Origin of the sequence: Kribbella sp. NPDC048915 (assembly GCF_040649595.1) — a bacterium.
Classification (GTDB): domain Bacteria; phylum Actinomycetota; class Actinomycetes; order Propionibacteriales; family Kribbellaceae; genus Kribbella.
This window is the reverse complement of record NZ_JBEZFT010000101.1, coordinates 1-24145: the sequence shown is the minus strand read 5'-3', so window position 1 is coordinate 24145 and position 24145 is coordinate 1. Positions and strand designations below refer to the sequence as shown.

20 protein-coding genes and 2 pseudogenes are annotated in these 24145 nt (G+C 68.7%); 9 read left to right on the top strand and 13 right to left on the bottom strand.

Features of this window, described 5'->3' with window-relative positions; translation table 11 throughout:
- Positions 1 to 101: 101 nt before the first annotated feature.
- A pseudogene (locus AB0B82_RS32015) lies at positions 102 to 1384 on the top strand (IS3 family transposase).
- Between the two features lie 84 nt (positions 1385 to 1468).
- On the opposite strand, the pseudogene AB0B82_RS32010 reads toward AB0B82_RS32015, so the two are convergent.
- Positions 1469 to 1612 (bottom strand): annotated as a pseudogene (locus AB0B82_RS32010) (DnaA/Hda family protein); the annotation flags it as partial.
- 1286 nt (positions 1613 to 2898) lie between these two features.
- Between AB0B82_RS32010 and AB0B82_RS32005 the strand changes: the two are divergent.
- Both AB0B82_RS32005 and AB0B82_RS32000 read left to right on the top strand, forming a co-directional pair.
- Positions 2899 to 3837 (top strand): zinc metalloprotease, encoded by a 939-nt coding sequence (locus AB0B82_RS32005; RefSeq protein ID WP_360177113.1) that lies wholly within the window; start codon positions 2899 to 2901, stop codon positions 3835 to 3837.
- Between the two features lie 70 nt (positions 3838 to 3907).
- Entirely contained in the window at positions 3908 to 5041 is a 1134-nt protein-coding gene (locus tag AB0B82_RS32000) for a D-alanyl-D-alanine carboxypeptidase family protein (protein WP_360177110.1), read from the top strand.
- A 27-nt stretch (positions 5042 to 5068) separates the two neighbouring features.
- On the opposite strand, the gene AB0B82_RS31995 is transcribed toward AB0B82_RS32000, so the two are convergent.
- From AB0B82_RS31995 to AB0B82_RS31955, 9 genes are all read right to left on the bottom strand, one after another.
- Positions 5069 to 6121, bottom strand: a complete 1053-nt coding sequence (locus AB0B82_RS31995; RefSeq protein ID WP_360177107.1) for a YihY/virulence factor BrkB family protein — start codon at positions 6119 to 6121, stop codon at positions 5069 to 5071.
- 28 nt (positions 6122 to 6149) lie between these two features.
- Positions 6150 to 6647, bottom strand: a complete 498-nt coding sequence (locus tag AB0B82_RS31990; protein WP_360177104.1) for a 2'-5' RNA ligase family protein — start codon at positions 6645 to 6647, stop codon at positions 6150 to 6152.
- Positions 6648 to 6669: 22 nt separating this feature from the next.
- Positions 6670 to 7725, bottom strand: a complete 1056-nt coding sequence (trpS, locus tag AB0B82_RS31985) for a tryptophan--tRNA ligase (RefSeq protein ID WP_360177101.1) — start codon at positions 7723 to 7725, stop codon at positions 6670 to 6672.
- Positions 7726 to 7811: 86 nt separating this feature from the next.
- Entirely contained in the window at positions 7812 to 8216 is a 405-nt protein-coding gene (locus tag AB0B82_RS31980; RefSeq protein WP_360177098.1) for a hypothetical protein, read from the bottom strand.
- A gap of 65 nt (positions 8217 to 8281) precedes the next feature.
- On the bottom strand, positions 8282 to 9625 hold the full coding sequence (ngcE, locus tag AB0B82_RS31975) for an N-acetylglucosamine/diacetylchitobiose ABC transporter substrate-binding protein (protein ID WP_360177095.1): 1344 nt from the start codon (positions 9623 to 9625) through the stop codon (positions 8282 to 8284).
- A 26-nt stretch (positions 9626 to 9651) separates the two neighbouring features.
- Positions 9652 to 10554, bottom strand: coding sequence for a carbohydrate ABC transporter permease (locus tag AB0B82_RS31970; RefSeq protein WP_360177092.1), 903 nt, complete (start codon positions 10552 to 10554; stop codon positions 9652 to 9654).
- A complete protein-coding gene (locus tag AB0B82_RS31965; RefSeq protein WP_360177089.1) occupies positions 10551 to 11552 on the bottom strand; it encodes a sugar ABC transporter permease in 1002 nt (333 codons plus the stop codon). The genes AB0B82_RS31970 and AB0B82_RS31965 overlap by 4 nt, the downstream gene beginning before the upstream one ends.
- Positions 11549 to 12967 carry an N-acetylglucosamine/diacetylchitobiose ABC transporter substrate-binding protein gene (gene ngcE, locus AB0B82_RS31960; RefSeq protein ID WP_360177086.1) on the bottom strand — a complete coding sequence of 473 codons (1419 nt, stop codon included), beginning with the start codon at positions 12965 to 12967 and terminating at the stop codon, positions 11549 to 11551. The genes AB0B82_RS31965 and ngcE (AB0B82_RS31960) overlap by 4 nt, the downstream gene beginning before the upstream one ends.
- Positions 12968 to 12990: 23 nt before the next feature.
- Positions 12991 to 13812 (bottom strand): SIS domain-containing protein, encoded by an 822-nt coding sequence (locus AB0B82_RS31955; RefSeq protein ID WP_360177083.1) that lies wholly within the window; start codon positions 13810 to 13812, stop codon positions 12991 to 12993.
- Positions 13813 to 13991: 179 nt separating this feature from the next.
- Here AB0B82_RS31955 and AB0B82_RS31950 point away from each other — a divergent pair, with 179 nt between their 5' ends.
- Complete coding sequence (locus tag AB0B82_RS31950; protein ID WP_360177080.1) at positions 13992 to 15068, top strand: BadF/BadG/BcrA/BcrD ATPase family protein; 1077 nt, start codon at positions 13992 to 13994, stop codon at positions 15066 to 15068.
- Here AB0B82_RS31950 and AB0B82_RS31945 read toward each other — a convergent pair.
- Entirely contained in the window at positions 15029 to 15412 is a 384-nt protein-coding gene (locus AB0B82_RS31945; RefSeq protein ID WP_360177077.1) for a YciI family protein, read from the bottom strand. The two genes, AB0B82_RS31950 and AB0B82_RS31945, sit on opposite strands and share 40 nt — an antisense overlap.
- A 163-nt stretch (positions 15413 to 15575) precedes the next feature.
- Between AB0B82_RS31945 and AB0B82_RS31940 the strand changes: the two genes are divergently transcribed.
- Positions 15576 to 16412, top strand: coding sequence for an alpha/beta hydrolase (locus AB0B82_RS31940; protein WP_360177074.1), 837 nt, complete (start codon positions 15576 to 15578; stop codon positions 16410 to 16412).
- Between the two features lie 33 nt (positions 16413 to 16445).
- Positions 16446 to 17702 (top strand): serine/threonine-protein kinase, encoded by a 1257-nt coding sequence (locus AB0B82_RS31935; RefSeq protein WP_360177071.1) that lies wholly within the window; start codon positions 16446 to 16448, stop codon positions 17700 to 17702.
- Between the two features lie 11 nt (positions 17703 to 17713).
- On the opposite strand, the gene AB0B82_RS31930 is transcribed toward AB0B82_RS31935, so the two are convergent.
- Positions 17714 to 19042 (bottom strand): hemolysin family protein, encoded by a 1329-nt coding sequence (locus tag AB0B82_RS31930; RefSeq protein ID WP_360177068.1) that lies wholly within the window; start codon positions 19040 to 19042, stop codon positions 17714 to 17716.
- Between the two features lie 167 nt (positions 19043 to 19209).
- On the opposite strand from AB0B82_RS31930, the gene galT reads away from it, so the two are divergent.
- Both galT and galK read left to right on the top strand, forming a co-directional pair.
- Entirely contained in the window at positions 19210 to 20256 is a 1047-nt protein-coding gene (gene galT, locus AB0B82_RS31925; protein WP_360177065.1) for a galactose-1-phosphate uridylyltransferase, read from the top strand.
- Positions 20253 to 21380 (top strand): galactokinase, encoded by a 1128-nt coding sequence (gene galK, locus AB0B82_RS31920; protein ID WP_360177062.1) that lies wholly within the window; start codon positions 20253 to 20255, stop codon positions 21378 to 21380. Before galT ends, galK begins: the two co-directional genes overlap by 4 nt.
- Before the next feature lie 18 nt (positions 21381 to 21398).
- Here the strand turns inward: galK and AB0B82_RS31915 are convergent, their stop codons facing one another.
- Positions 21399 to 22211 carry a DeoR/GlpR family DNA-binding transcription regulator gene (locus AB0B82_RS31915; protein ID WP_360177059.1) on the bottom strand — a complete coding sequence of 271 codons (813 nt, stop codon included), beginning with the start codon at positions 22209 to 22211 and terminating at the stop codon, positions 21399 to 21401.
- 79 nt (positions 22212 to 22290) lie between these two features.
- On the opposite strand from AB0B82_RS31915, the gene AB0B82_RS31910 reads away from it, so the two are divergent.
- A complete protein-coding gene (locus tag AB0B82_RS31910) occupies positions 22291 to 23415 on the top strand; it encodes a GNAT family N-acetyltransferase (protein ID WP_360177056.1) in 1125 nt (374 codons plus the stop codon).
- The last annotated feature ends 730 nt before the right edge of the window (positions 23416 to 24145 follow it).

Sequence of the window (24145 nt, the reverse complement as noted above, 5' to 3'; positions counted from 1 at the left end):
ACCACTCCCCGAACACCTACGAAACCCTCTACCCCGCTACCCTCCCGTCAGCGGCGTAATCGACCACCCGTGTCCACGAACCGGGGGTAAGGCCCGTTCGGTTGCCGTTGGTGACCGAGCACCGGGGTGATTACGCCAGTGAGTGGGAGGCGATCAGCACGGTCGCGGGCCGGCTCGGGATGACGGCGGAGACGTTGCGGCGCTGGGTTCGCCAGGCCGCGGTCGACGCTGGTGAGGCCGAGGGGGTGTCGACGTCGCAGGCGCGGGAGATCCGGGAGCTGAAGCGCAAGAACGCCGAGCTGGAACAGACGATTGAGATCTTGCAGGCGGCGACGAGTTTCTTCGTGCGGGACAGCGACCCGCGACAGCGGTGATCTGCCGGTTCATCACCGAGCACAGGGCCGAGCACAAGGCCGAGCACAAGGCTCGGTTCGGGGTCGCTCCGATCTGCCGTGCGCTGACTGGGCACGGCTGCCAGATCGCCCCGAGAACCTACTACGCCTGGGCACGGCGGGCGCCGTCGAAACGTGCGCTGTGGGAGCTGGCCGTGACCAAGGTGCCGGCCGCTATTACGAGCCTGACGAGCCCGACGAGCACGGCCGACGGGCGCCGGAGTCGCTCTACGGGTCGCTGTACGGGTCGCTGAAGATGTGGGCCCACCTGAACCGCGAGGGCATCCAGGTCGCGCGCTGCACCGTGCAGCGGGTGATGAAGGCGCACGGCTGGCGGGGTGCGACCCGCGCGAAGAAGCCACGCACCACGATCCCGGACCCGGCCGCGACCCGGGCACCGGACCTGGTCAACCGGCGGTTCCGGGTGCCGGCACAGAACCGGCTGCTGGTCGCGGACCTCACCTACGTGCGGCCGACCAGCGGCGCGTTCGCCTACACAGCCTTCGTGATCGACGCCTTCGCCGGCTTCATCGCCGGTTGGCAGTGCTCCACGTCCAAGCACACCGCGTTCGTCGAACGCGCCATCGCCCAAGCCGCGGCACTCCGCGCCAGGCAAGGCAGATCGCTGAACACCCTGCAAAACAAGGTCATTCATCACCCCGATAGGGTCCCGATACACATCGGTGCACCTCACCGAGACCCTGCAACTGCATGGTCTCAGCCCGTCGATCGGATCAGTCGGTGACGCCTACGACAACGCCCTGGCCGCGACCACCATCGGGCTCTACAAGACCGAATGCATCCGCAACGACTCACCATTTCGCCGCGGACCACTCACCAGCCTCGCCAACCTCGAGGCCATCACCGCCGACTGGATCCACTGGTACAACACCACCAGGCTCATGTACCGCCCCGACCGACGCCCACCCGCCGAAGCCGAGGCCGACTACCATGCACAAACCCGAGACGACCCACCGGTCGCACTCACATAACCGAGGGTGCATCAAACCCGGGACGGTTCAAACAGCGTGCGAGCCAGCGCCTGAAGCTCCGCGCACCATCTCGGTGCTGCTGGTCATCAGCAGGACGTCGACATCGCGGTACCGGCGCTGGAACTGGGACGCCTTGTCGTCGCGGATCGCGTTGATGAAGTCGTTTGTGAACTCTTCGCTGGAGACGTGCCGCACGCGGGCACCGGTGTAGAGACTGCGCACATAGTTGCTTGCAGCAACCGTTGGGAACCCCGGCTCACGCGGATGCGGACACGATCGGCGGCATAGTTGCGATCACGGGCGATCTCAAAGTGGCGGATGAGCTGGGCAGCAGCTGGCATGCAAGTGGGTTTGGCTGAGCGGATGTTTTGGCAACTCCGTTGGGCTGATCGGCGATGCTGAAGTGGTACCTCGAGCAACTCGATCCGGCCAACGATCACCCGCGGTTCGCACTGTCGAGTGTGCGAACCGCGGCGCTGCGGCGGGTGCAGTGAACCGCGAACGCCAACGTGCCCTCCACAAGAGCTCCCCGCCACGGCCCAAGTCCGGTGGCGACGCCCCAGCGGCGGTGGCTATGCCCCGTCCGGCTCCGCCTGCAACGTCAGGCCATCGACGCGCGTTGGGTGACGCTCGGCCACCGCCGACGCTGATCGCCTCACCAGGTTCTACCACTCGGTCGATTCAACGAGCTTCGCCTGGGATTCGATGCCAATTGGGCGACTCGTCGGAGCCGCCAACCAGTTGCGTTGCGACCCCGAGGCATAGCTTCGATTGAAATACAGCGCAGAGACTCGTCAACGAGTTTGAAGCGTTTGAAGCCGTCTGGCCACGAGCGTCGTCGGGCAGCACGGACGCCTCGTCAAGCAGCACGGACGCCTCGTCAAGCAGCACAGGCACCTCGTCAAGCAGACAGGCACCTCGTCAAGCAGCACAGGCACCTCGTCAAGCAGACAGGCACCTCGTCAAGCAGCACAGGCGCCGGCGCTTCGAAGATCCGGCCTACGACCTCGCCCCGGTACTGCGACAACCGCGGCGTCGCCTGCAACACGCCAGCACCGGACGGGAGCGCGATGGCACCGGCGAACGCCCCGCTGCTTCCCACCTCCTCGGCGACCAGGCAAGTAGTCCAGCTCAACCTGCAGCCCCCGGGAGCCGGCTTCCACCGCGTCGCCTCGCCCGCCGCCGACAACTCGTCAGCGTCGGCCACCCTGCGCCACTCCCATCAATATTCCCCTCCCAGATCACGCAATCTCCCGCGCGCGGGGTCCCCCGGCGCACTACTCACCGCCTCATCGATCGTTCGGTAACTGGCAAGACTCAGGATGGCGACAGCGTTCGGTCGGCCCGGTCAACTCGTTGCCTGTTCACCGATCGATTCAGGCGCTGAGCCGGCGAGGCGCGATGGTGCCGTGGCACCAGGGGGTCAGGGAATGGGTTGGCAGGTATCGGCCCGGTGGGGAAAATCGCGGGATTCGGCCGCACCGCCCAAGTGGCCCGATTTGTGGAGGATTGCTATGCGATCTTTCGTTACCCGTCCGCGCGCGCTGGCCGTTCTGCTGGCCGGGTCCGCGTTGGCGTTCAGTCCGCTCGGTGGGCAGGCGACCGCTCAGGTGCCTGTCGACGAGGTCGCGAAGGCGGCCTGTTTCACGCCGGAGGAAGGTTCCGCGGCCCGTGGTGGCCACGGCGCCGACCACCGGGAACTGTCGGCAGCCGAGCAGCAGGCCATCGAGGCCCGGACCGCGCAGATCCTGAAGTCCAAGCGCGGGGTCGCGCCCAAGGCCGGCACGCTCGCCTCGGCCAGCGTCCCGGTGTACATCCACGTGATGCTGAGCAAGTCGGGTGCCGGTGACGTCACCCAGACGCAGATCAACCAGCAGATCGCCGAGCTGAACCAGAACTTCGCCGGCCAGGAGTCGTCACAGGCCGCGAACACCGGGTTCTCGTTCTACCTGGCAGGTGTAGACCGGTTCTACAACGACCGCTGGCATCGCGACCAGCAGAGCACGCAGTACCGCTCGCAGACCCGTCAGGGCGGCAAGAACGCGCTGAACATCTGGCTGGTCGACTTCTCGTACCTCGGGATCGCGACCTTCCCGTGGGACTACGCGAGCAACCCGAAGATCGACGGTATCCGGGTGCAGTACAGCTCGCTGCCCGGCGGCTCGGCGACCAACTACAACCTCGGTAAGACCGCGACCCACGAGGCCGGTCACTGGTTCGGGCTGTACCACACGTTCCAGGGCGGCTGCACGAGCACGAACGACTCGGTCGCCGACACGCCCGCGCAGAGCAGCCCGTCGAGCGGCTGCCCGACCGGACGGGACTCCTGCTCGCTGCCGGGGGTGGACCCGATCCACAACTACATGGACTACTCCTACGACTCCTGCTACAACCAGTTCACCCCCGGGCAGTCCACGCGGATCAGCAACATGTGGACCGCCTACCGGGCCTGAGAGCGGGCCTGAAAGCGGGGATGAGACCCACCTGTGACATCTGCACCGTCGGCCAACTAGAGTGCCGCCGATGCGTTTGCTTCTGACGGCCTGCGCGACCACCGCACTGGTGGTCGCCGGCCCTCTGACAGCGACCGCCGCCGCCCAGGCCGCCCAAGGCCCGGTCGGCGGCGAGCTGCTGACGGCGAAGCCGACGGTCGTCGCCTCCGGCGCGACGCCGCCGGCCGTCCAGGCGTCGGCGTACGTCGTGGCCGATGTCGACACCGGGCAGGTGCTCGCGGCCAAGGCGCCGCATGCGAAGCTGCGCCCGGCCAGCACCCTGAAGACGTTGACCGCTCTGGTGCTGCTCCCCCGGCTCAAGAAGACCGACCCGGTCGTCGGGACGGACGCCGACGCGGGCATCATCGGCAGCAAGGTCGGGGTGTACCCGGGCCTGCGCTACACCGTCGACCAGCTGTTCGAAGGCATGTTCCTGGCCTCCGGGAACGACGCCGTCAACGCGCTGTGCATGCACGACCAGGGTGGCGTCAAGGCGACGATCCGGCGGATGAACGCCAAGGCCAAGGAGCTCGGCGCGCTCGACACCACGGTCACCGACCCGACCGGGCTGGACGCCGACGGGCAGTACTCCAGCGCGTACGACCTGGCGTTGTTCGCGCGCGCCGGGCTGAAGCGGCCGGACTTCGCGAAGTACGCCGCGACGAAGTACACGAACTTCCCGAACGTCGGGAACAAGGGCACGTACCAGGTCGCGAACCAGAACAAGCTGCTGTTCAACTACGACGGCGCGCTCGGCGTGAAGACGGGTTACACCACGCTCGCGCGGAACACGTTCGTCGGCGCCGCGCGACGCAATGGGCACACGCTGGTCGTGACGATGATGAACTCGCCGCACGGCATCACCGAGGACGCAAGCAAGCTGCTGACCTGGACGTTCACGAACTACGGCAAACTCAAGCCGGTCGGCGCGCTGGTCAAGCCCGCCACCGGGCAGCCCCCGAAAGCCCAGCCGAAGTCCCAGCCCGCGACCACTCGCAACTCCAGTACGACGGGCGCGTCGCAGGCCCGCACCGCCCTCAACCCCGGCCAGGCGGTCAAGTCACTCGCCTTCCGCATCCCCGACTGGGCCTACGCGGCCCCGCCCGTCCTGCTCCTCGGCCTCTTCCTCCGCCGCCCCCGAACACTACGTCGCCGCCGCCACTGAGCGCCGGCCGCCACTGAGCGCGTGGCGTCAGCGGGTGCGGATCACACGGAAGGCGCGGGCGGCCTGGACAGCGAGGGCGGTGACGGTGATGCCCAGGACGGTGCCGGCCGCGACGGCGACGGTGTCGGCCTTGCGGCTCGGGATGGGGATGACCTTGTAGCGCTTACCGGGCGGGCCGAGGAGGAGGGGCTCGATCTCCGCCGGACCGGCAACGGCCTCCTGTTCGGCTTCCTCGGCGGCGTGGGCGTCGAGGGTGGCTTCCTTGGTCCACGCGGCAATCAGCATGATCACGCGGGTCATCAAGTAGATCCACACCAGCAGCGCCAGCGGCAGGGCCAGAGCGCCGTACGCCGCGTTCGAGCCGATCACGTGGTTGACGTACAGGTTGCCGAGCCGCTGGGCCAGGTAGAACACGATGCCGCCGGCAACGGCCGCGATCAGCGCCACCCGGCGAGGCAGGACGATCCGCGGCAGCGCGGTTTGCAGGTACAGGAACATCGCGGCGCCGGCCGCGATCCCGAGCACGATACCGACCGCGGTGAGGCCCCACTTCGCCATCCAGGTGCCGTCGATGCCGACCCATTCGACGATCCGCCGCGACAGGCCACTCAGCACCGACGAGGCCGCGGTGGCGATCATCCCGATCAGCCCGAGGCCGATCAGTGCGCCGAGGTCGACCACCTTCAGCTTGATCGCGTTGCCCGGCTCGTCGTCGAGCTCGTGCATGGACCGGATCGAGGCGCGCAGCGAGTCGATCCAGCCGAGGCCGGTGAACAGCAGCGTCACGGCGGAGACCAGTCCGATCGTGCCGGCGTGCGCGATCAGCCCGTCGATGTCGATCTTGTCGCCGATCCCCGGCAGGTTCTTCTGCAGCGCCTCCTTGAGCTTGTCGATCGCGTCGTCGCCGAGCAGCGATCCGACCACCGCCGCGGCCAGCACGATCAGCGGAAAAAGGGAGAGAAACCCGAAGAAAGTCGTCGCTCCGGCCAGCCGGTTACCGCGCCGGTCGCCGTAGCGCTGCCAGGCCCGCCAGAGCTGCGACTTGGTGAACCGCTGCCAGATGCGCTTGATACCGCTCATGAATCTCCTGTACCCCGAGGACGGAGACTCAGCCTGCCAGCGGGAAGAAGCGCTGCGGCCGCCACACGCCGTCGGTGCCGTGTTCGTAACGGCTGAAGTGGTCGACGTCGAAGGCGCAGTCGTACTCCGCCAGCGTGTCGTACGCACGGTCGAGGGCGTCTTTCTCGAGGTCGTGCGCGACCGTGACGTGCGGGTGGTACGGGAACTTCAGGGCGACGTTCAGCGGGCCGGAGCGGACCTGCGACTGCAGCACCTCGCACGACGAGATGCCCTCCGCGAGCGGTACGAACACCACCGGCGAGATCGGCCGGAACGTCGCCGTACCGCGCAACCGGATCCGGAACCGCGGGAACCGGGCCGCCACCGCGAGCAGGTGCTCGTCGATCCCCGGCAGGTCGTTCGGCTCGATCTCGGTCGGCGGCAGCAGCGTCACGTGCGTCGGGATCGAAGCGGCCATCGGGTCACCGAAGTCGGCCCGGAACTTCTGCAGCTCGGTCCCGTACGGCTCGGCGATCGGAATCGCCACACCGATCGTGGTCACCGGCGGCCTACCGGCCCTGGGGCGGGCCGGGGACGAACCCGAGCCGGTCGTACACCCGCGCCAACGTCGGCTCGGTGACCGCCCGGGCCCGCTCGGCGCCGACGGCCAGGATCGCGTCCAGCTGCGCCTTGTCGTCCAGGTAGGTCATCGTCTTCTCCCGGAACGGGGTGACGAACTCGACCACGACCTCGGCCAGGTCCTTCTTGAAGTCGCCATACCCGCGGCCGGCGTACTCGTCCTCGAGCTCGGAGATCTTCTTGCCGGTGAGCGCGGAGTAGATGGTCAGCAGGTTCGCCACGCCGGGCTTGTTCTCCTGGTCGAAGATCACGTCCCGGCCGGAGTCGGTGACCGCGGACCGGATCTTCTTCGCGCTCACCTTCGGGTCGTCCAGCAGGTCGATGATGCCGGCCGGCGAGGACGACGACTTGCTCATCTTCGCCGCCGGTTCCTGCAGGTCGGCGATCTTCGCGGTCTCCTTGACGATGTACGGCTCGGGCAGCCGGAAGGTCTTGCCGAAGCGGTGGTTGAAGCGCTGCGCGAGGTCGCGGGTCAGCTCCAGGTGCTGACGCTGGTCCTCACCGACCGGAACCCGGTCGGCCTGGTAGATCAGGATGTCCGCGGCCTGCAGGATCGGGTACGTGAACAGGCCGACGGTGGCGCGGTCGGCGCCGCCCTTCGCGGACTTGTCCTTGAACTGCGTCATCCGGCTGGCCTCGCCGAACCCGGTCAGGCAGCCGAGCACCCACCCCAGCTGGGCGTGCTCGGGCACGTGCGACTGGACGAACAGGGTGGACCGCTCCGGGTCGATGCCGGCGGCCAGCAGCTGGGCCGCGGACCGGCGGGTGCGCTCGCGGAGGGCTTTCGGGTCGTACTCGACGGTGATCGCATGCAGGTCGACGACGCAGTAGAACGCGTCGTGGTCGTCCTGCAGGGCCACCCACTGCCGCAACGCACCGAGGTAGTTGCCGAAGTGGAAGGAGTCCGCCGTCGGCTGGATCCCGGAGAGCACGCGGGGGCGTCGCTGGGAACCGGCTGCGGAGGGGTCAGACGCAGCATGGGACATGCCTCCGATTCTGCCAGCGTCCCGGAAGCACTCCGCACCCGGGAGGGCTGTCAGTCATATTTCGGGGGCTATGAGGTCGCTCTGTGTTACCAGGACCAGCCACGGGCGGCCAGTTCCTGCTCCTCCTGCCAGCGCTTCGCCTCGGACCGCTGCTGCTCGCCGGGATCCGGGCACCCGGCCAGGCGGCACGCCTCGTCGAGCAGATCGTCGTACGCCGCCTCGAGCGCCATCAGCTTGTGCGCCCGCGCGTAGACGTGAGGTGTGGACTCGATCCGCCGGATCTTGCTCGACAGGTGCCCCAGCCGGGTCTGCAACCTCAGTGTGTCGAAGGGATCGGGCTCCGGCTGCGCGCGCGGCCGCAGCCGCCGCACCAGCCGATCAGTCCGCCGCTGGAGCCGACGCCGCCACCGCGAGGGCGGCGGCTTCGGCAGCAGCAGGCTCAGCAGCACGCACAGCGTCAGGAACAGAACCACTACCGCAAGCCACGCCATCACCGTCACTCCCCTCCTCCGAGCGTACGGCGGAAGCGCGCGCTGCGCGACGGGAATTTTGCGGCTCAGTCCCGGTGGTACTTGGTCACCCCGGAGTCCTGTTTCAGCTGGTCAGCAGCACCCTGGATGCGCGCGGTCCATTCGGACTGGGACAGACCGCCGGCCATGAATTGGCCCGTCGTCGTGGCCGCGGCATCAGCGAATTCCGGGTACCAGTCGTCGAAGTACCAGATGATCAGCTGGTCACCGGCCGCGGTCAGCAGGTCGCGGGCCGAGCGGAGCGCCGTACTCGTCTCGAGGCCGTCGGCCGCACCGCGGACAATGGTCAGCTGGCTCGACTCGGATGTGACCTGTGCCGCGACGTCCGCCGACAGCAGCGCCCGCAGGTACTCCAGGCCACCGGCCTTGTTCCGCGCCTTCTCCGGCACCAGGAACGGCGCCGTCGCCCCGACGTGGACTCCGCTGGGGAGTGCGGGCGAGCTGTCCAGGGCCGGTACGGCGAACATCGTCAACGCGAAGTCCGCGGGGACCAGGCCCTTCATCTCGTTCTCGAGCCAGTTGCCGCACGGGAGCATGCCGGCCTTGGACGCGAGCAGCCGCTTCTGCGACCCGATGTGGTCGTACGTCGCCGTACCGGGCGCGAGCAGCCCGCGCTTCGCCAGTTCACCGACCGCGGTGATCGCGCGGGTGACGCTCTCGTCCTGCCAGGCGCCGTCCTCGAGGTTGTCGATCCGCTTCACCACGTCCGGACCGCCGGTCTTGGCGGCCAGCGTCAGGACGAGCTCCAGCAGGTAGTACGGATGTGTGCCGGCGTAGACGAACGGCCCGAGTTTGGCGGCCTTCATGTCGGCGCCGAGTGTCAGCAGATCCGGCCAGGTGCGCGGTACCTCCCAGCCGTTGCGCTGGAACAGGCTCGCCGAGTACCAGATGCCGTAGACGCTCGCGATGTAGTTGATGCTGCGCTGTGTCCCGTCGTACCGGCCGAACTCGAGCAGCTCGGGCAGCAGGTGGTCCTTGACCGTCAGCTCCGGGTTGTCCCAGGACGGTGCGTCCAGCAACTGCTGCAGGTCGGAGAGCTGGTTCTCCTTGATCAGCCGGCCGAGCTGCAGCTTGTCGTCGCCGACGCTGTGCACGACATCGGGCGGGTTACCCGCGGCGAAACGAGGCAGCAACTGTTCGGACAGCTGCGGTGTCAGCTGCGGCCTGACGGCGGCGCCGGGGTACTTCTTCCGGTACGCCGCCGCCGCGAAACCGCCGTACTCCGCACCGATCACCACGTCGACCGGGGCCGCGGAGTCCACGGTGAACGGATTGTCCTTCGACACAGGCGGGGCGGCCGGGGTCTCGGAGCATCCGCTCAGGACCGCACCGGCCACCGCCGCCTGCAGTAACGTCCGCCGTTTCAGCACTCCGGCAGGCTAGTACGTCGAGGTGGCTACTTGACGCCGCCGGCGGTCACCGACACCTGCAGCTGCCGCTGGAAGATGATGTAGACCACCAGCACCGGCGCCACGGTGATGACCACGGCCGCGAACAGCGCACCGAAGTCGACCGCGTACCCGGCCTGCGACGCGAACGACGCCATGCCTTGGGAAAGCACGTAGTTCTTCGAGTCGGTGTTCAGCGCGACCGGCAGCAGGAACTGGTTCCACAGCCCGAGGAAGTTGAAGATCGCCACCGACGCCATCCCGGGGCGGGCCATCGGCAACATCACCTGGAAGAACGTCCGCCACTCACCCGCGCCGTCGATCTGCGCCGCCTCGTACACCTCGTGCGGCAGCGCCTTGAAGAAGCTGTGCAGGAAGAACACGGTGAACGGCAGCGCGAACGCAACGTAGGTGACGATCAACCCTGGCAAGGTGTTCAGCAGACCGAAGTTCTTCAGCACGAAGAACAGCGGCACGATCGCCAGGAACACCGGGAAGGTCAGACCGGCCAGCATCGAGTAGTAGATCAGCCGGTTGCCCGGGAACGTGAACCGCGCCAGCACGTAGGCGCACATCGCCCCGAGAATCATCACCAGCACCAGGGCGGAGCCGACGACGATCACGGTGTTGAAGAAGTACCGGCCGATGCCGGCTGTGGTCCACGCGTTCGCGTAGTTCTCGAGGCGGAGCTTGCCGGGCAGCGACAGCGGGTTGCCGAGAACCTCCTGCGTCGACTTGAACGACGACAGCAGCGTCCACAGCAGCGGCAGCACCACCAGCAACGACCACAGGATCAGCGCGAAGTGGGCGGTCGCCGCCACTCCCTTGCCCTCCCGCGGCCCGTGGGCGGGCGCGCGCGAACCGGCGACCTGGCCGGACCGGTCGGTCGCGTCGGCGGCAGTGGTAGTCATCGGCGTACCTTCACTTTCGTGTCCCGCCCACCGGTCAAGGCGTTCACCGTGAACACCAGGAGCGCGAACAGCATCGTCACCGCGGCCAGCACGACGCCCATCGCCGTCGAGTAACCGAACTGTCCCTTGGTGAATGCGGTGGTGAACAGCTGCTGCGGCATCACCAGCGTCGAGTTCTGCGGTCCGCCGCCGGGGTTCAGCGCCTGCATGTAGACGAACGCGTCGAGGGCGGCGATGCCCAGATAGATGTACGCCGTCTGCACGTTGTCGCGGATCAGCGGCACCGTGATCGAGATCGCCGTCCGGAACCGCCCGGCGCCGTCGATCCGGGCTGCCTCGAACACCTCCGGGTCGATGCCCCGGATGGCGGCGATGAACAGCACCATGTAGAAACCGACGAAGCCCCAGACCATCACGAACATCGAGGCCGGCATGGCGGTGCGGGCGTCCCCGAGCCAGGCGAAGTTCTCGAACTGCTCGAGCCCGATCTTGGCCAGTACGGCGTCCAGGACGCCGGAGCCCGGGGTGAACACCTGCGCCCAGATCAGGCCGATCACGATCGCCGGGATCACGTACGGGAAGAACGACACGATCCGGTAGAACCCGGAGTACTTCAGACCACGAACCGTCCCGATGCCCGAGCCGCCGACCGTCACCAGCGTGGCCAGCGTGAGCGCCAGCACGATGGTCGTGATCGGCACGACGATCGCGAGCAGGACGTTGTTGCGCACGGCCTTCAGGAAGATGTCGTCGTGGAACAGCCGGACGTAGTTGTCCAGGCCGACGAAGTTCTGCCCCGGGCTGAACCCGGACCAGTCGGTCAGCGAGTACCACAGCGCCTGGACGAACGGCGACACCACGAAGATCAGGAAGACCGCCAACGGCAGACCGAGGAACACGACCATGAAACTGGCGCGGTCGAAGGTCAACGGCCGGCGGCGCCGGGTGACGGACCGCTGGGGTCCGCCGCCCGGCACGGCCTCAGGCGTGCTGGTCACTCGTTGACCGGAATCTTCTTGACCGAGCTGTCGTTGCGGACCTTGTCGGTGATCTGCTGCAGCCCCTTGGTGAGACCCGCCGCGTCCAGCTGGCCGGACAGGAACGAGTTCCAGACCACCAGGTTGTCGGTGTTCATGCCGTACAGCGTGACGAACTTGTAGTCGAAGATGTTCTCGCCGGCGGCGTCCAGCATCGCGGTCTGCGACTGCAGCGCGGTCGAACCGAAGCCGTCCGGCGGGACCAGGCCCTTGACGATGGTCGGCGCCAGCCGGGTCTTCGCGAAGTTGGTCGCCGCTTCCTTGGACAGCATCGCCCGCATCAGTTCCTTGCCGCCCGCAACGTTCTTGCCCTTGGCCGGCACGATGAACGGCTCACCGGCCGCGCTGCGCAGCGACTCGTACGGCAGCTTCGGGCTGTCGGTGACGGTCGGCTCCGGGATGCCCTTCATGTTGAAGCCGGCCTTGGTGGCCTTCTTCATCTCGTTCTCGATCCACGAGCCCGAGGGGTAGAGGATGGCCTGCTGGTCGTTGCTCCACTTCGCCTGCGCGGCGGTGAACTGGGTACCGGCGCCGCCGGGCACGAAGTACCCGTTCTTGACCATCGTCTCCAGGGCCTTGAAGACGCTCTGGATCTGCGGCATCGACCAGCAGTTCTCCTTGAGGTTCTCCAGCGCCAGCCGGACCTCGTCGCCACCCTCCTTGATCGCCGAGTCGACGGCCATCGTGTGGTAGTACGTGGCGGCTTCCTTGCCCCAGACGAACAGGTACTTGTTCTTCGCCTTCGCCTTGGCGCCGAGGTCGAGCAGCGCGTCGTACGTCTTCGGCGGCTCCCAGCCGTTCTCCTGGAACAGGCTGTCGGAGTACCACAGGCCGTACAGCGTGAGCACGTAGTTCATCGCGACGAACTTGCCGTCGTACGTACCCGGGTTCTTGACGCCCGGGTACAGCGTGTCGGCGATCTTCGTGCCCTCGTAGTTGTTCGCCTCGAAGACGTCGTCGAGGGTCGCCAGGCTGTCCAGGATCGTGTTGAAGCCGATCTGGTTCGCGCCGGAGTTGTCGATCAGGTCCGGCGGGTTGCCGCCGACGAAGCGCGGCTGCAACTGCTGCGCGATCTGGGTGGAAGGCGACACCTTGACCGTCGTGCCCGACTGCTTCTTCTGCATGATGTCGGCCGCGAACTGCACGTAGTCGTACCCGTAGCCGCCGTTGAAGATGACCGCTTCGACGGTCGAGTTCGCCGCCATGCCGAACGGGTTGTCCGACGTCTTCTCGGCGTCGCCACCGCCGGACCCGCTGTCGTCGCTACCGCTGCCGGCGCAGGCGGCCAGCAACGTGCTGCCGCCGGTCGCCAGCAGGGTGCCGACCGCTGCTCGCTGCAGGAACAGCCGCCGCGAGAAGTTGTTGGGAGTGGTCATGATGCCGCCTTCCGAGTGATGATTCAGGCCGTACGCCGGATCCGGCCGGCGTACTGTGCTTCGAGAGCGTGGTTGTGCTCGTCCCCGCCGGGGATGTTCGCCGACAGGTAGACGGGCGGCGTCTCGCCGGCATCGGTCATCCGGCGGAGCACTTCCGCGACCAGCATCTGCGCGATCAGCGCAGCGGTGATGGACGACACCGCGCAGACCTTGCCGGCGCCGCCGGGCAGGTCGAGGACGGAGTCGCCGTACGGCGCGTGGTTGTCGAGGACCACGTCGGCGAAGTCGATCAGTTTCTTGCCCGACGGGTGCCGCGACTCCATCCCGCCGGTGTGCTGCAGCGACGTGATCGCGATCAGCGGGTGGCCCTTCTCCTTGACCACACTGGCGAGCTCGACGATCGAGCCGTTCACGCCGGAGTTCGACGCGATCACGAACAGGTCGCCCGCGCGGGCCGCGGACAGCTCGTAGAGCTTCCGGGAGTACTGCGGGTCGCGCTCGAGCTCGGCGCTGCGCAGCAGCTCGCGCGGCTCGCCGCCGAGCAGGACCAGGTCGCGCAACGCGATCCGGTTGGTCGCGATCAGCCCGCCGGCGCGGCCGGCGATCTCCATCGCGAGCGCCTCGGAGTGGCCGGAGCCGAAGGCCTGGATGACGCCGTTCGCGCGCAGGGACTCCGTCATCAGGTCGGCGGCCCGCTGAATCGGGCCGTCGATCTGGGTGGTGACCGCTGCGAGGATCGGCATCAGGGTTTGAACATAAGCCTGCGCGCTGACGCCGCCCAAGTCGTCGTTCTCCCCCGTGTGTTCGCTGGCCATCAGCCGGCCCACCCCTCGTTCATCCTGCATACAGCGACACTCCAAGTGCCGACAAATGCGCAAGTTTGCGGTTTGCTGGACAGAACTTTTCTCAACTCGCAGCTAAAGTCAAGGCTCATCCGGGTGATCACCTCAGATCGGGACCGTTGCGTAACCTTGTTTCATTGTGCTTTTTTATAGGCTCTTCCGAGCAGTTTGGAGCATCGCGTATGTCGGTCGACCGCCCGCTTCCGGACGCTGACAGCACACCTGCGGCGCAGGTGGTTCGCAGACCTGCGGGACCACTGGTCCTGGGCGGTGACCTCGGCGGCACCTCCACCCGAATCATCGTCGCCGACTCAAGCGGCACCGTCGTCGGCAGGGGTGCCGCGGCGGGCGGGAACCCGACCAGCCACCCCGCCAGCGCGGCCGCCAACTTCGCTCAGGCGTTGCACGCCGCGCTGACCGGTCTCGACCCGACGGAGGTCAAGGCCGCGGTCGTCGGGATGGCGGGCGGCGTCGCGCTCGCGCGACCGGACGTGGCGGCACAGTTCGAGGCCGCCTGGACCGGCGCCGGACTGACCGTTGCCCCCGGCTACATCGGCGATCTCGAGGTCGCATTCGCTTCCGGTACGCCGGAACCGGACGGCACCGTGCTGATCGCGGGCACCGGAAGCAACGCCGGCCTGGTGCGCAACCACCAGCTCGTGCGTACCGCGGGCGGCCACGGCTGGCTGCTCGGCGACGACGGCTCCGGCTTCTGGCTCGGCCGCGAAGCGGTCCGCAGTGTGTTGCAGGCGCTGGATCTGCGCGAGCCGCTCGGCCTGCTCGGACAGGCCGTCGTGCAAGCGATCCTGCCCGATCGCGACAACAACGCCACCGCGCACCGTGAGGGGTACGACGCGTTGCGCGACGACCTGGTGCGGACCGTGAACAGCCGCCCGCCCGTCCTGCTGGCGGAACTCGCGCCGGTCGTGATCACGGCGTACGCACAAGACGACGAGACCGCGCGGACCCTGGTGAAACGCGCAGCCGAGTTGCTCACGGAAACCGCTGCCCGCTTGAAGACAACGTCAGACAAGGGCCCGATGGTGCTCGCGGGCAGCGTGGCCGGTGAATCGTCACCAGTAGGACAACTCATCCGCCGGCACTTCGCCGGCGAGGTGCTGACCGCCCGGGACGGCGTGGGCGGCGCCACGTGGCTGGCTCTGGGAGCCCTCGATCCAGCCCTGGCCACCGCCCAAACCCATCAGCGCCTGGTCTCGACTCAGTCGAAGACCGAGGCCGGGCGGACCTCGACCGCGTAGAACTCCGCCTCCGGGATGGTGGCGGCGACCTCTTCGGCGCGCTCCTGCGAAGCGACGTCGATCAGGAACACGCCCGCGAGTTGTTCCTTCGCCTCGGAGTACGGGCCGTCGGTGGTCGCCCGGACGCCTTCGCGGACCCGGACCACCCGGGTCTTCGACGGCGGCTCGAGCGGCACGGCGTTGATCAGCTCACCGCTGGCCTCGAGCTCGTCGAGCAGTTTGTCGAGTTGCGCCACCAGCGCGTCCCGGGCCTTCCGCGGCAGCGCCTTGCCTTCCTCGGTGTGCAGGAACGACGGGTGCCGCCAGGTGACGGGGTTGCTGTGGATCAGCAGCAGGTACTTCATGACCGGAGTCCTTTCGTCGCAGTTGCCGGTTCTCGCAGCAGAGGTCGGAAGCGCCCGGCCGCACTCGACATTTCGGCAGTTCGGCACTCTCGGCACTTTCGGCACTTTCGGCACTTTCGGCACTTTCGGCACCACAGTCTGAGGCGACCTTAGGCTGGCGGGCATGCCCGAGTTCGACGTTCGCCTGCCCGACGGCCGCGTGTTGCACGCCTACGACACCGGCGGCGACTCCCGCGTCGCGGTCGTGTGGCACCACGGCACCCCCAACCTCGGCACCCCGCCCCAACCGCTGTCCGAGGCGAGCGACCGCCTCGGCATCCGCTGGATCTCGTTCGACCGCCCCGGGTACGGCGGCTCGACCGCGGCGCCGTATCGCACGGTGGCGTCGGTCGCGCAGGACCTGACAGTGCTGCTGGACGAGCTCGGCGTGGGCGAGTGCGCGCAAGTGGGTTACTCGGGCGGCGGGACCTTCGCGCTCGGCGCGGCCGCGGTCCTCGGCGATCGGGTGCCGGCGGTCGCCACCTTCGCCGCGATCGCGCCGTACGACGCCCACGGTCTCGACTGGTACGACGGTATGATCCCGTCCAGCCGCGCCGCGCTGCAGGCCGCGGCGGCCGGCCGGGAGGCCAAGGTGCGGCACGAGAACTCGGGCGCCGAGTACGACTTCCAGTTCACCGCCTCCGATCTGGCCATGTTCGAAGGGCCCTGGGGCTGGCTCGGCTCGGTCGCCGGGAACGCGGCCATGCCGCACGGCCCCGACGGGCTGATCGACGACGACTGCTCCTACACCACGCCGTGGGGATGCACCCCGGCCTCGGTCACCGCGCCGGTGCTGCTGAACCACGGCACCGCCGACGGCATCATCCCGTGCACCCACGCGCAGTGGCTGGCCGGCCAGTTGCCTTCCGCAACGCTCCGGCTGCACCCGGAGCTCAGCCATATCTCGGTGCTCAGCCAGGCCGAACCGGCCCTGGAACGGATTCGGGAGCACTTTGCCTGAATCGTCAGCGGCCTTTGGGGGTACTGGGGTGACGTGCTGCTTGCGGAGCGGTATCGCACGACCGAGATCCTCGGCCACGGTGGGATGGGCGAGGTCTATCGCGGATGCGACGAGATCCTGGGACGCCCGGTAGCGGTCAAGCTGCTGCGGGCGGACCTGCGTGACCCTTTTGCCGCGGCACGGTTCCAGCGCGAGGCGCGGGCAGCCGCGCTGGTACGGGACCGGCACGTGGTGTCGGTGTACGACTTCGGCCACTCCAACGGCGAGTACTACCTGGTCATGGAGCTGTTGGAGGGCCGCAGCGTCGCCCACGAGCTCGCGCTGCACGGACCGCTCACTGTCGACCGCGCGGTCGACATCGCCCGGCAGGTGGCCGCCGGGCTGTCGGCCGCGCACCGCCACGGCATCGTGCACCGCGACATCAAACCCGACAACCTGCTGATCGACGACGTCGACGGGACGGTGAAGATCGCCGATTTCGGGATCGCCCAGTCGCCGATCGATCCCGAGACCACGTCGTCCGGCACGATCCTCGGCACCAGCCTGTACCTCGCACCCGAGCGGGCGGTGGGCCGGCCCGCGACACCGGCCTCCGACGTCTATGCGCTCGGGTGTGTGCTGTACCAACTGCTCACGAGTCGGCCGCCGTTCCGGGGCGAGAGCCCGACGGAGATCCTGGCGCAGCATGTGCACGCCACCGTGGACGTTCCGGACGAGATTCCGCCGGCGGTGGCTGCGCTGATCCGGCGGATGCTGGCGAAGGAGCCGGCCGAGCGACCCACCACCGACGAGATCGCCGCTTTCGATCTCGCCGATTCCTGGTTCGCGCCGACAGCGGTACCCGCACCCCGGCGGCGTGCCGACCGCCGCGCCCTGCTGATGGCCGTCGCCGCACTGATCGCCGCCGCCGGCACCCTGGCTGCCGCCGTCCTCAGCACCCAGTACTTCGGTACGCCGGTCGCACCGCAGAACCTCGCCCCCGCCCAGGCTCCGCAACAGACCACTCCACCGCCGCGCCCGGCGCCTGCTCCCGCCGAACCGGCCAGGACGGTCGCACCACCGAAGCCGACCCAGCCGGCCACCCAGCAGACCCGCGCCTCCAATCCCCGGTCCAAGCAACAGTCCAAGCAACAGTCCAAGCAACAGTCCAATCGCCAGGCCAAGCCTCGTCCGGCAACCGCCGAGCAACCGCCGGGCAAGGCCAAGCCCGGAAATCCCGGAAAATCCGGCTCCGGAAAGTCCGGAAAACTCGGCCAGGCAGGGTTTCCGGGCGGCCCCACCCCGCGTTGACCGCGGCGACCTCAGTCGACCGCGGGGGCCGGCGTTTCCGCGGGGAGCTGATCCTCTTCGGCCGACTTGACCCGGTGCAGGCGAACCCGGGCCACCCGGCGGCCGTCCATTTCGGTGACGGTCAGGGTGTGGGCCCCGAAGGACACTTCGTCGCCGGTGTTGGGCACCTTGCCGAGGCTGGCGGCGAGGAACCCGCCGACCGTTTCGTACGGACCGTCGGGCAACTCGAGCGCCGTTGCGTCGGCGAAGTCGTCGAGGTTCAGCAGGCCGTCGACCTCGATGTCGCCGCTGCGCAGGCGGGTCGTCTCGGCCGCCTCCTCGTCGTACTCGTCCTTGATGTCGCCGATCAGTTCCTCGACCAGGTCCTCGAGCGTGACGATGCCCGCCGTACCGCCGTACTCGTCGAGCACGATCGCGAGATGCGTGCTGCGCCGGCGCATCTCGGTCAGGGTCGGCAGCAGTTTCGCGGTGTCCGGCAGCATCAGCACGTCGCGCGCCAGGTCGCCGACCCGCACCGAGCGGGTCGCGACGGCCGGATCGAACAGGTCCCGGACGTGTACGAAGCCGACAATGTCGTCGGCCGAGCCGTTCATCACCGGGTACCGCGAGTGCGGCCGCTCGGCGGCGAACTTGACCGCCTTGAACGCCGGCATCTCCGCGTCCACGAAGTCCACCTCGGTACGCGGCAGCATCAACTCGCGCAGCTGCCGGCTGCCCGCCTCGAAGACGTCGTCGACGATCTTGCGTTCCTCCTCGCCCAGCGACTCGCTGGCCGAGACCAGGTCGCGGAGCTCCTCGTCGGACATCACCTCACGGTTCGCGTTCGGGTCGCCGCCGAGCGCGCGGACGACCAGGTCGGTCGACTTCGACAGCAGCCAGATCACCGGCCGGGCGACCGAGGCGATCCGGTCGACCAGCGGCCCGAGAGCGAGCGCGAAGCCCTCCGCCCGCTGCAGCGCCAGCCGCTTCGCGGCCAGCTCGCCGAGCACGATCGAAACGTACGAGATCAGCACCGTGATCAGCACCAGCGCGACTGTGTCGGACACCGACTTGGGCAGTCCGAGGTCCTGCAGGTGCGGGGACAGGCTGTCCGCGAGCGTCGCGCCACCGAAGGCGGCGGACAGGAAGCCCATCAGCGTCACGCCGATCTGCACGGCGGACAGGAACCGGTTCGGATTGGCGGCCACCCGGGCGACCGTCTCACCGCGTTTGCCGCGCTGGGCGAGCGACTTGAGTTGGCTTTCCCGAAGCGAGACGAGCGCCATCTCGGCTGCAGCGAAGACCCCGCCGATCAGCACGAAGACGAGAATCAGAACGATGTTGAGCAGGGTGTCGTTCATGGGTGGGTTGTCCTAGCGCCCTCTCGTCGACTGCCGAGAGGGCGGGCGTTGGGCGTGGTCGTCCATCTGTCAACTCTACCGGTGGGCGGTCCACCGATGCATGTTCGACTTTGTTGGTTTACGATGGTTCCTGGCCGGACGCGTCGTACGGCCGGGAGGGTCACACGATGAAAACACCCCGTGGCGTACGCCGGACCGACACCAGGCTGTCGGACGGCCGCGAGCTGATCTACTTCGATCCGGCCGACGCCCCGGCCCGGGTGCCGCTCGCGGACACCCGCGGACTGCCGGCTCCGCAGCCGCAGATCGAGCTGCGCACCGATCCGCTCACCGGCGACGTGATCTCCTACGCCACCCACCGCAACACCCGGACCTACCTGCCGCCCGCGGACCAGTGCCCGCTGTGCGCGAGCAAGCCCGGCAACCCGACGGAGATCCCCGACCACGACTACAACGTGGCCGTCTTCGAGAACCGGTTCCCGTCCTTCGCCGGCCCGGGGCGTACCGAAGTGGTCTGCTTCACCAGCGACCACAACCAGTCCTTCACCGATCTGTCCCAGGGCCAGGCCCGCCTGGTCGTCGACGCCTGGGCCGACCGGACCGCCGAGCTCGGCGCCCGCGACGACGTGGAACTGGTGTTCCCGTTCGAGAACCGCGGCCGCGAGATCGGCGTGACGCTCAGCCACCCGCACGGGCAGATCTACGCCTACCCGTTCGTCCCACCGCGGATGCGGACCCTGATGGCGCAGGCCCGCGCCCACCAGGAGGTTGCCGGCAGCAACCTGTTCGCCGATGTACTGGCCGCCGAGCGCAAGGACGGCACCCGGGTCGTCGCGGAGAACGGCAACTGGACCGCGTTCGTCCCGGAGGCCGCGCGCTGGCCGGTCGAGGTGCACCTGTACCCGCACCGTCAGGTCGGCGGTATCGACGAGCTCTCGATCGGCGAGCGCGACGACTTCGCCGAGCTGTACCTCGACGTCCTGAACCGGCTGGACGGCCTGTACGGCGAGCCGCTGCCCTACATCGCGGCCTGGCACCAGGCCCCGGTCCGGATCGACCGCGAACTCGGCTACCTGCACCTGGAGCTGTTGTCGATCCGCCGGGCCAAGGACAAGATCAAGTACCTGGCCGGCTCGGAGTCCGGCATGGGAGCGTTCATCAGCGACACCCGGCCCGAGGACGTGGCCGAGACCCTGCGGAAGGTTGGCTCGTGAGCTTTCAGGACGTTTTCGGTACCGCGCCGGACGGCAACTGGCGGGCCCCCGGCCGGGTCAACCTGATCGGTGAGCACACCGACTACAACGACGGTCTGGTGCTCCCGATCGCGCTGCCGAACCGGATCCTGATCACCGCGTCCCGGCGTGCCGACGGCCGGATCGCGGTCACGTCGTCCGGGCAGCAGGGCATCGTCGAGTTCGCGATCGACGAGTTGGCCCCGGGTTCGGTCGGCGACTGGGCGGCGTACCCGGCCGGCGCGGCCTGGATTCTGCGCGAGTCCGGCTATGCGATCGGCGGCGCGAATCTGCTGATCGAGTCCGACCTGCCGTCCGGCGCGGGCCTGTCCTCGTCCGCCGCGCTGCTGTGCGCGACATCCGTGGCCCTGCTGGGGTTGTGCGACATCGAGGTCGACCCGGCCGAGGTCGCACGCCTGGCCCAGAAGGCCGAGAACCAGTACGTCGGCGCGCCCGTCGGGCTGATGGACCAAATGGCGTCGATGTGCTGCACCGCGGGCCACGCGCTGTACTTCGACATCCGAGCGATGGCGACCGATCAGATCCCGTTCGATCCACCGGCCGAGGGCCTGACGCTGCTGGTCGTCGATGTGAAGGCCCCGCACCGGCACGTCGACGGTGAGTACGCGGCCCGCCGGAAGAGCTGTGAGCAGGCCGCGGCCGAGCTCGGCGTACCGGCGCTGCGGTCGATCGCGCTCGAGGACCTCGACGACGCGCTCGCCCGGCTGGAGGACGACGTCGTACGGCGACGGGTGCGGCATGTGGTGACCGAGATCCGCCGGGTCGAGGACGCGGTCGCGTTGCTGCGCGCCGGAAAGCTGCGCGAGGTCGGGCCGCTGTTCACCGCGTCGCACGCCTCGTTGCGGGACGACTTCGAGATCACAGTGCCGGAGCTGGACATCGCGGTCGACACCGCACTGGCCGCAGGTGCGCTCGGCGCGCGGATGACCGGTGGCGGGTTCGGCGGCTGCATCATCGCGCTGGTCGAGGCCGCCGCGGCGGACGCCGTCCTGTCCGCGATCGAGAAGGCCTTCGCGGAGCACGGCTTCACCGCTCCGGTCTCGCTCGCCGCAACGCCCTCGGCGGGCGCGTCCCGGGTCAGCTGACGGCTGCTGAGCTGACCGCTACGAGGCGATCACCAGTTCGCAGCCGGTGTCCCGCATGGCCTTGCGGGCGGCGGTGGACAGGCCGTTGTCGGTGACGATCACGTCCAGGTCGGACCAGGTCGCGAACGTACTCAGGCCGACGGTCCCCCACTTGGTGTGGTCCGCGACCACGACCACCTCGCGGCTGGCCGCGATGAACGCCCGGTTGGTCTCGGCCTCCATCAGGTTCGGCGTGCTCAGGCCGTGCTCGGCGTCGACACCGTGCGCACCGAGGAACAGCAGGTCGAGGTGCAGCGAGGCCAGCGCCGCGGTCGCGATCGGGCCGACCAGCGCGTCGGACGGCGTCCGGATGCCGCCGATCAGCACGACGGTGCGGTCCGAGCGGCCGTTGCCGTGGAACACGTCCGCGATCCGCGCCGAGTTCGTGACGACGGTCAGGTTTTCCACGCGCAGCAGCTGGCGGGCCAGCGCGTACGTCGTCGTACCGGCGCCGATACCGATCGCGCTGTCGGGCTGTACGCGGGTCGCCGCCTCGGCCGCGATCGCCTGTTTCGCCGCGGATTCCTGGGTCAGCTTGGCGTCGAAGCCCGGCTCGTGCGCGCTCCGCAGCCCGACCGAGGTGGCGCCGCCGTGCACCTTGTGCAGCAGACCGCTGGAGTCCAGGGCGTCCAGGTCGCGCCGGATCGTCATGTCCGAGACGCCGAACCGATCGACCAGTTCGGCGACCGTGATCGCGCCCCGGCTGTTGACCTCGGCAACGATCGTGGCCTGCCGCTGGGCGGCGAGCTGGCCGCCGCGGCCGCGGGACGGTTCTGTTCCGGCTGCGTTCACAGGCCACAGCCTAGTCGCGCAATCTGCCGCTGTCAGGGAAATGTGTTGCCCGCGCGGTGGCGGCGCGGCACGCTGAAGCATGCGTTTTCCCGAGGACGTCCCCGTACTGACCGACGGCGTGGTGACCCTGCGTGCGCACACGGCGGACGACGTGGAGCCCGGGTACCGGCTGTGCCAGGACCCGGAGATGCAGGCGTGGACCACCATCCCGGTCCCGTACCTGCGCGAGCACGCCGAGCACTACTTCACCGAGGCGATCCCGGCCGGCTGGCGCGAGCACACGATGTGGGCGTGGGCGATCGAGTACGCCGGGCAGTACGCCGGCACGATCGACCTGCGCGACGGTGAAGGCGGTGTCGGCGAGGTCGGATTCGCCGTGTCGCCGGAGGTTCGCGGGCACGGGGTGATGACGCGGGCGCTGCGGCTCGCGGTGCGGTACGCGTTCGACGGGCTCGGCTGGGAGCGGGTGATCTGGCGCGCGTACGTCGGGAACTACGCGAGCCGGCGCGTCGCGTGGAAGGCCGGATTCCACGACCTGGTGACGATTCCGGGCGGTGGGCGGCAACGCGGCGTCCGCAAGGACGAGTGGGTCGCGTCGGTCACCAGGGACGACGACCTCGAGCCACGCGGCCGGTGGTGGACGGTCCCGGTGATCGAGGACGGCGGGATCCGGCTGCGGCCGTTGCGCAATTCGGATGCGCAGCGGGCGATGGAGGCCTGCGCCGACGAGCGCACCCAGCACTGGCTGAGCGGCATGCCGTCGCCGTACACGATGGCGGATGCCGAGGCGTTCATCGCGAGCCGGCCGGACGCCGCGGCAAGCGGTGAGGCAGTGGCGTGGGCGGTCGCCGACGCTGCCACGGACGAACTGCTCGGCAACGTCAGCATCTTCCGGCTGAGCGGGCGGGGGGACAAGACGGTCGGCGAGATCGGGTACTGGATGCACCCGGACGCCCGCGGCCACAAGGTAATGTCGACCGCGGTGCGGCTGGTGATCGCGCACGCGTTCCGGCCGATCGAGGACGGCGGACTGGGGCGCCGGCGGCTGGTGGTGCGGTGTGCGGAGACGAACACCGCATCGGCGCGGGTCGCCGAGGTCAACGGGTTCAGCCTGGTCGGCACCGAACGCCTGGCCAACGCGCGGCGCGACGGCGGCTACGAGGACACCCGCACCTACGATCTGCTCGCCACCGACATCTCCTGACCCGCCGACCGGTGTCCGTCGTTCAAGCCACGGCACGACCGATGTCCGTGGCGAACGACGCGAGTGTGCCGACGCCGCACCTGAGCGCGTGACGCGGGTGTGCCGGTGCCGTACCTGGGCGCGTGACGCAGCCGACCCACCACGAGCGGTTCTCGGCTCTTGTGACCGATCCGTGGGTGGTCCGGGTTCGGGTGACCGAGTCGGCGCCCACGCTGTACCGCGCTGCACGACCGCGCGCGTTCCCGCGCGGTGGGTTTACCCATCGTGTTGTGGGTTCCTGACCCGTGTGAAGGGTGCGGAACCCACAACACCGTGGGTGAACCCACCGTGGGGCGGAAACCCGGAAACCCGGAACCCCGAGGTCCCCGGGTGCGGTGTGCAAGGTCCCACGACGGGGTGCACTGTCCGAGGGCGGGGGTGCACTGTCCGAGGGAGGGGGTGCACTGTCCGAGGGCGGGGTGCACGTCCCGGATGGGTGTTCGCGGTCCCGGTCGGGGCTGAAGGGGCCTCGGCTGCGGGGACGCGCGCGGTCGTACCGCGCGGTTGCACAGCGCGGGCGCGCCGGCCACACGGTTCACGCCGACCGCGGCGGTTCGCCGGGTTCACGCCAACCCTGCCCGGCTGACCCCGGAAATCTCTCCTAGATGATTGATGCACGGCCTGGTCTGGATTCGGTGGTCGTGGTGATGGAGCCGGGGACGCTCGGGCATGTGGCGTGGGTGGCGTGTGG

Bases quoted from the DNA above. Each gene is read 5' to 3' on its own strand.
- galT (WP_360177065.1), top strand. From the start codon at position 19,210: ATGAAAACACCCCGTGGCGTACGCCGGACCGACACCAGGCTGTCGGAC.
- AB0B82_RS31950 (WP_360177080.1), top strand. From the start codon at position 13,992: ATGTCGGTCGACCGCCCGCTTCCGGACGCTGACAGCACACCTGCGGCG.
- AB0B82_RS31970 (WP_360177092.1), bottom strand. From the start codon at position 10,554: ATGACTACCACTGCCGCCGACGCGACCGACCGGTCCGGCCAGGTCGCC.
- AB0B82_RS31945 (WP_360177077.1), bottom strand. From the start codon at position 15,412: ATGAAGTACCTGCTGCTGATCCACAGCAACCCCGTCACCTGGCGGCAC.
- AB0B82_RS31940 (WP_360177074.1), top strand. From the start codon at position 15,576: ATGCCCGAGTTCGACGTTCGCCTGCCCGACGGCCGCGTGTTGCACGCC.
- AB0B82_RS31955 (WP_360177083.1), bottom strand. From the start codon at position 13,812: ATGCAGGATGAACGAGGGGTGGGCCGGCTGATGGCCAGCGAACACACG.
- ngcE (WP_360177086.1), bottom strand. From the start codon at position 12,967: ATGACCACTCCCAACAACTTCTCGCGGCGGCTGTTCCTGCAGCGAGCA.
- AB0B82_RS32000 (WP_360177110.1), top strand. From the start codon at position 3,908: ATGCGTTTGCTTCTGACGGCCTGCGCGACCACCGCACTGGTGGTCGCC.
- AB0B82_RS31930 (WP_360177068.1), bottom strand. From the start codon at position 19,042: ATGAACGACACCCTGCTCAACATCGTTCTGATTCTCGTCTTCGTGCTG.
- AB0B82_RS31980 (WP_360177098.1), bottom strand. From the start codon at position 8,216: ATGGCGTGGCTTGCGGTAGTGGTTCTGTTCCTGACGCTGTGCGTGCTG.
- AB0B82_RS32005 (WP_360177113.1), top strand. From the start codon at position 2,899: ATGCGATCTTTCGTTACCCGTCCGCGCGCGCTGGCCGTTCTGCTGGCC.
- trpS (WP_360177101.1), bottom strand. From the start codon at position 7,725: ATGTCCCATGCTGCGTCTGACCCCTCCGCAGCCGGTTCCCAGCGACGC.
- AB0B82_RS31910 (WP_360177056.1), top strand. From the start codon at position 22,291: ATGCGTTTTCCCGAGGACGTCCCCGTACTGACCGACGGCGTGGTGACC.
- AB0B82_RS31995 (WP_360177107.1), bottom strand. From the start codon at position 6,121: ATGAGCGGTATCAAGCGCATCTGGCAGCGGTTCACCAAGTCGCAGCTC.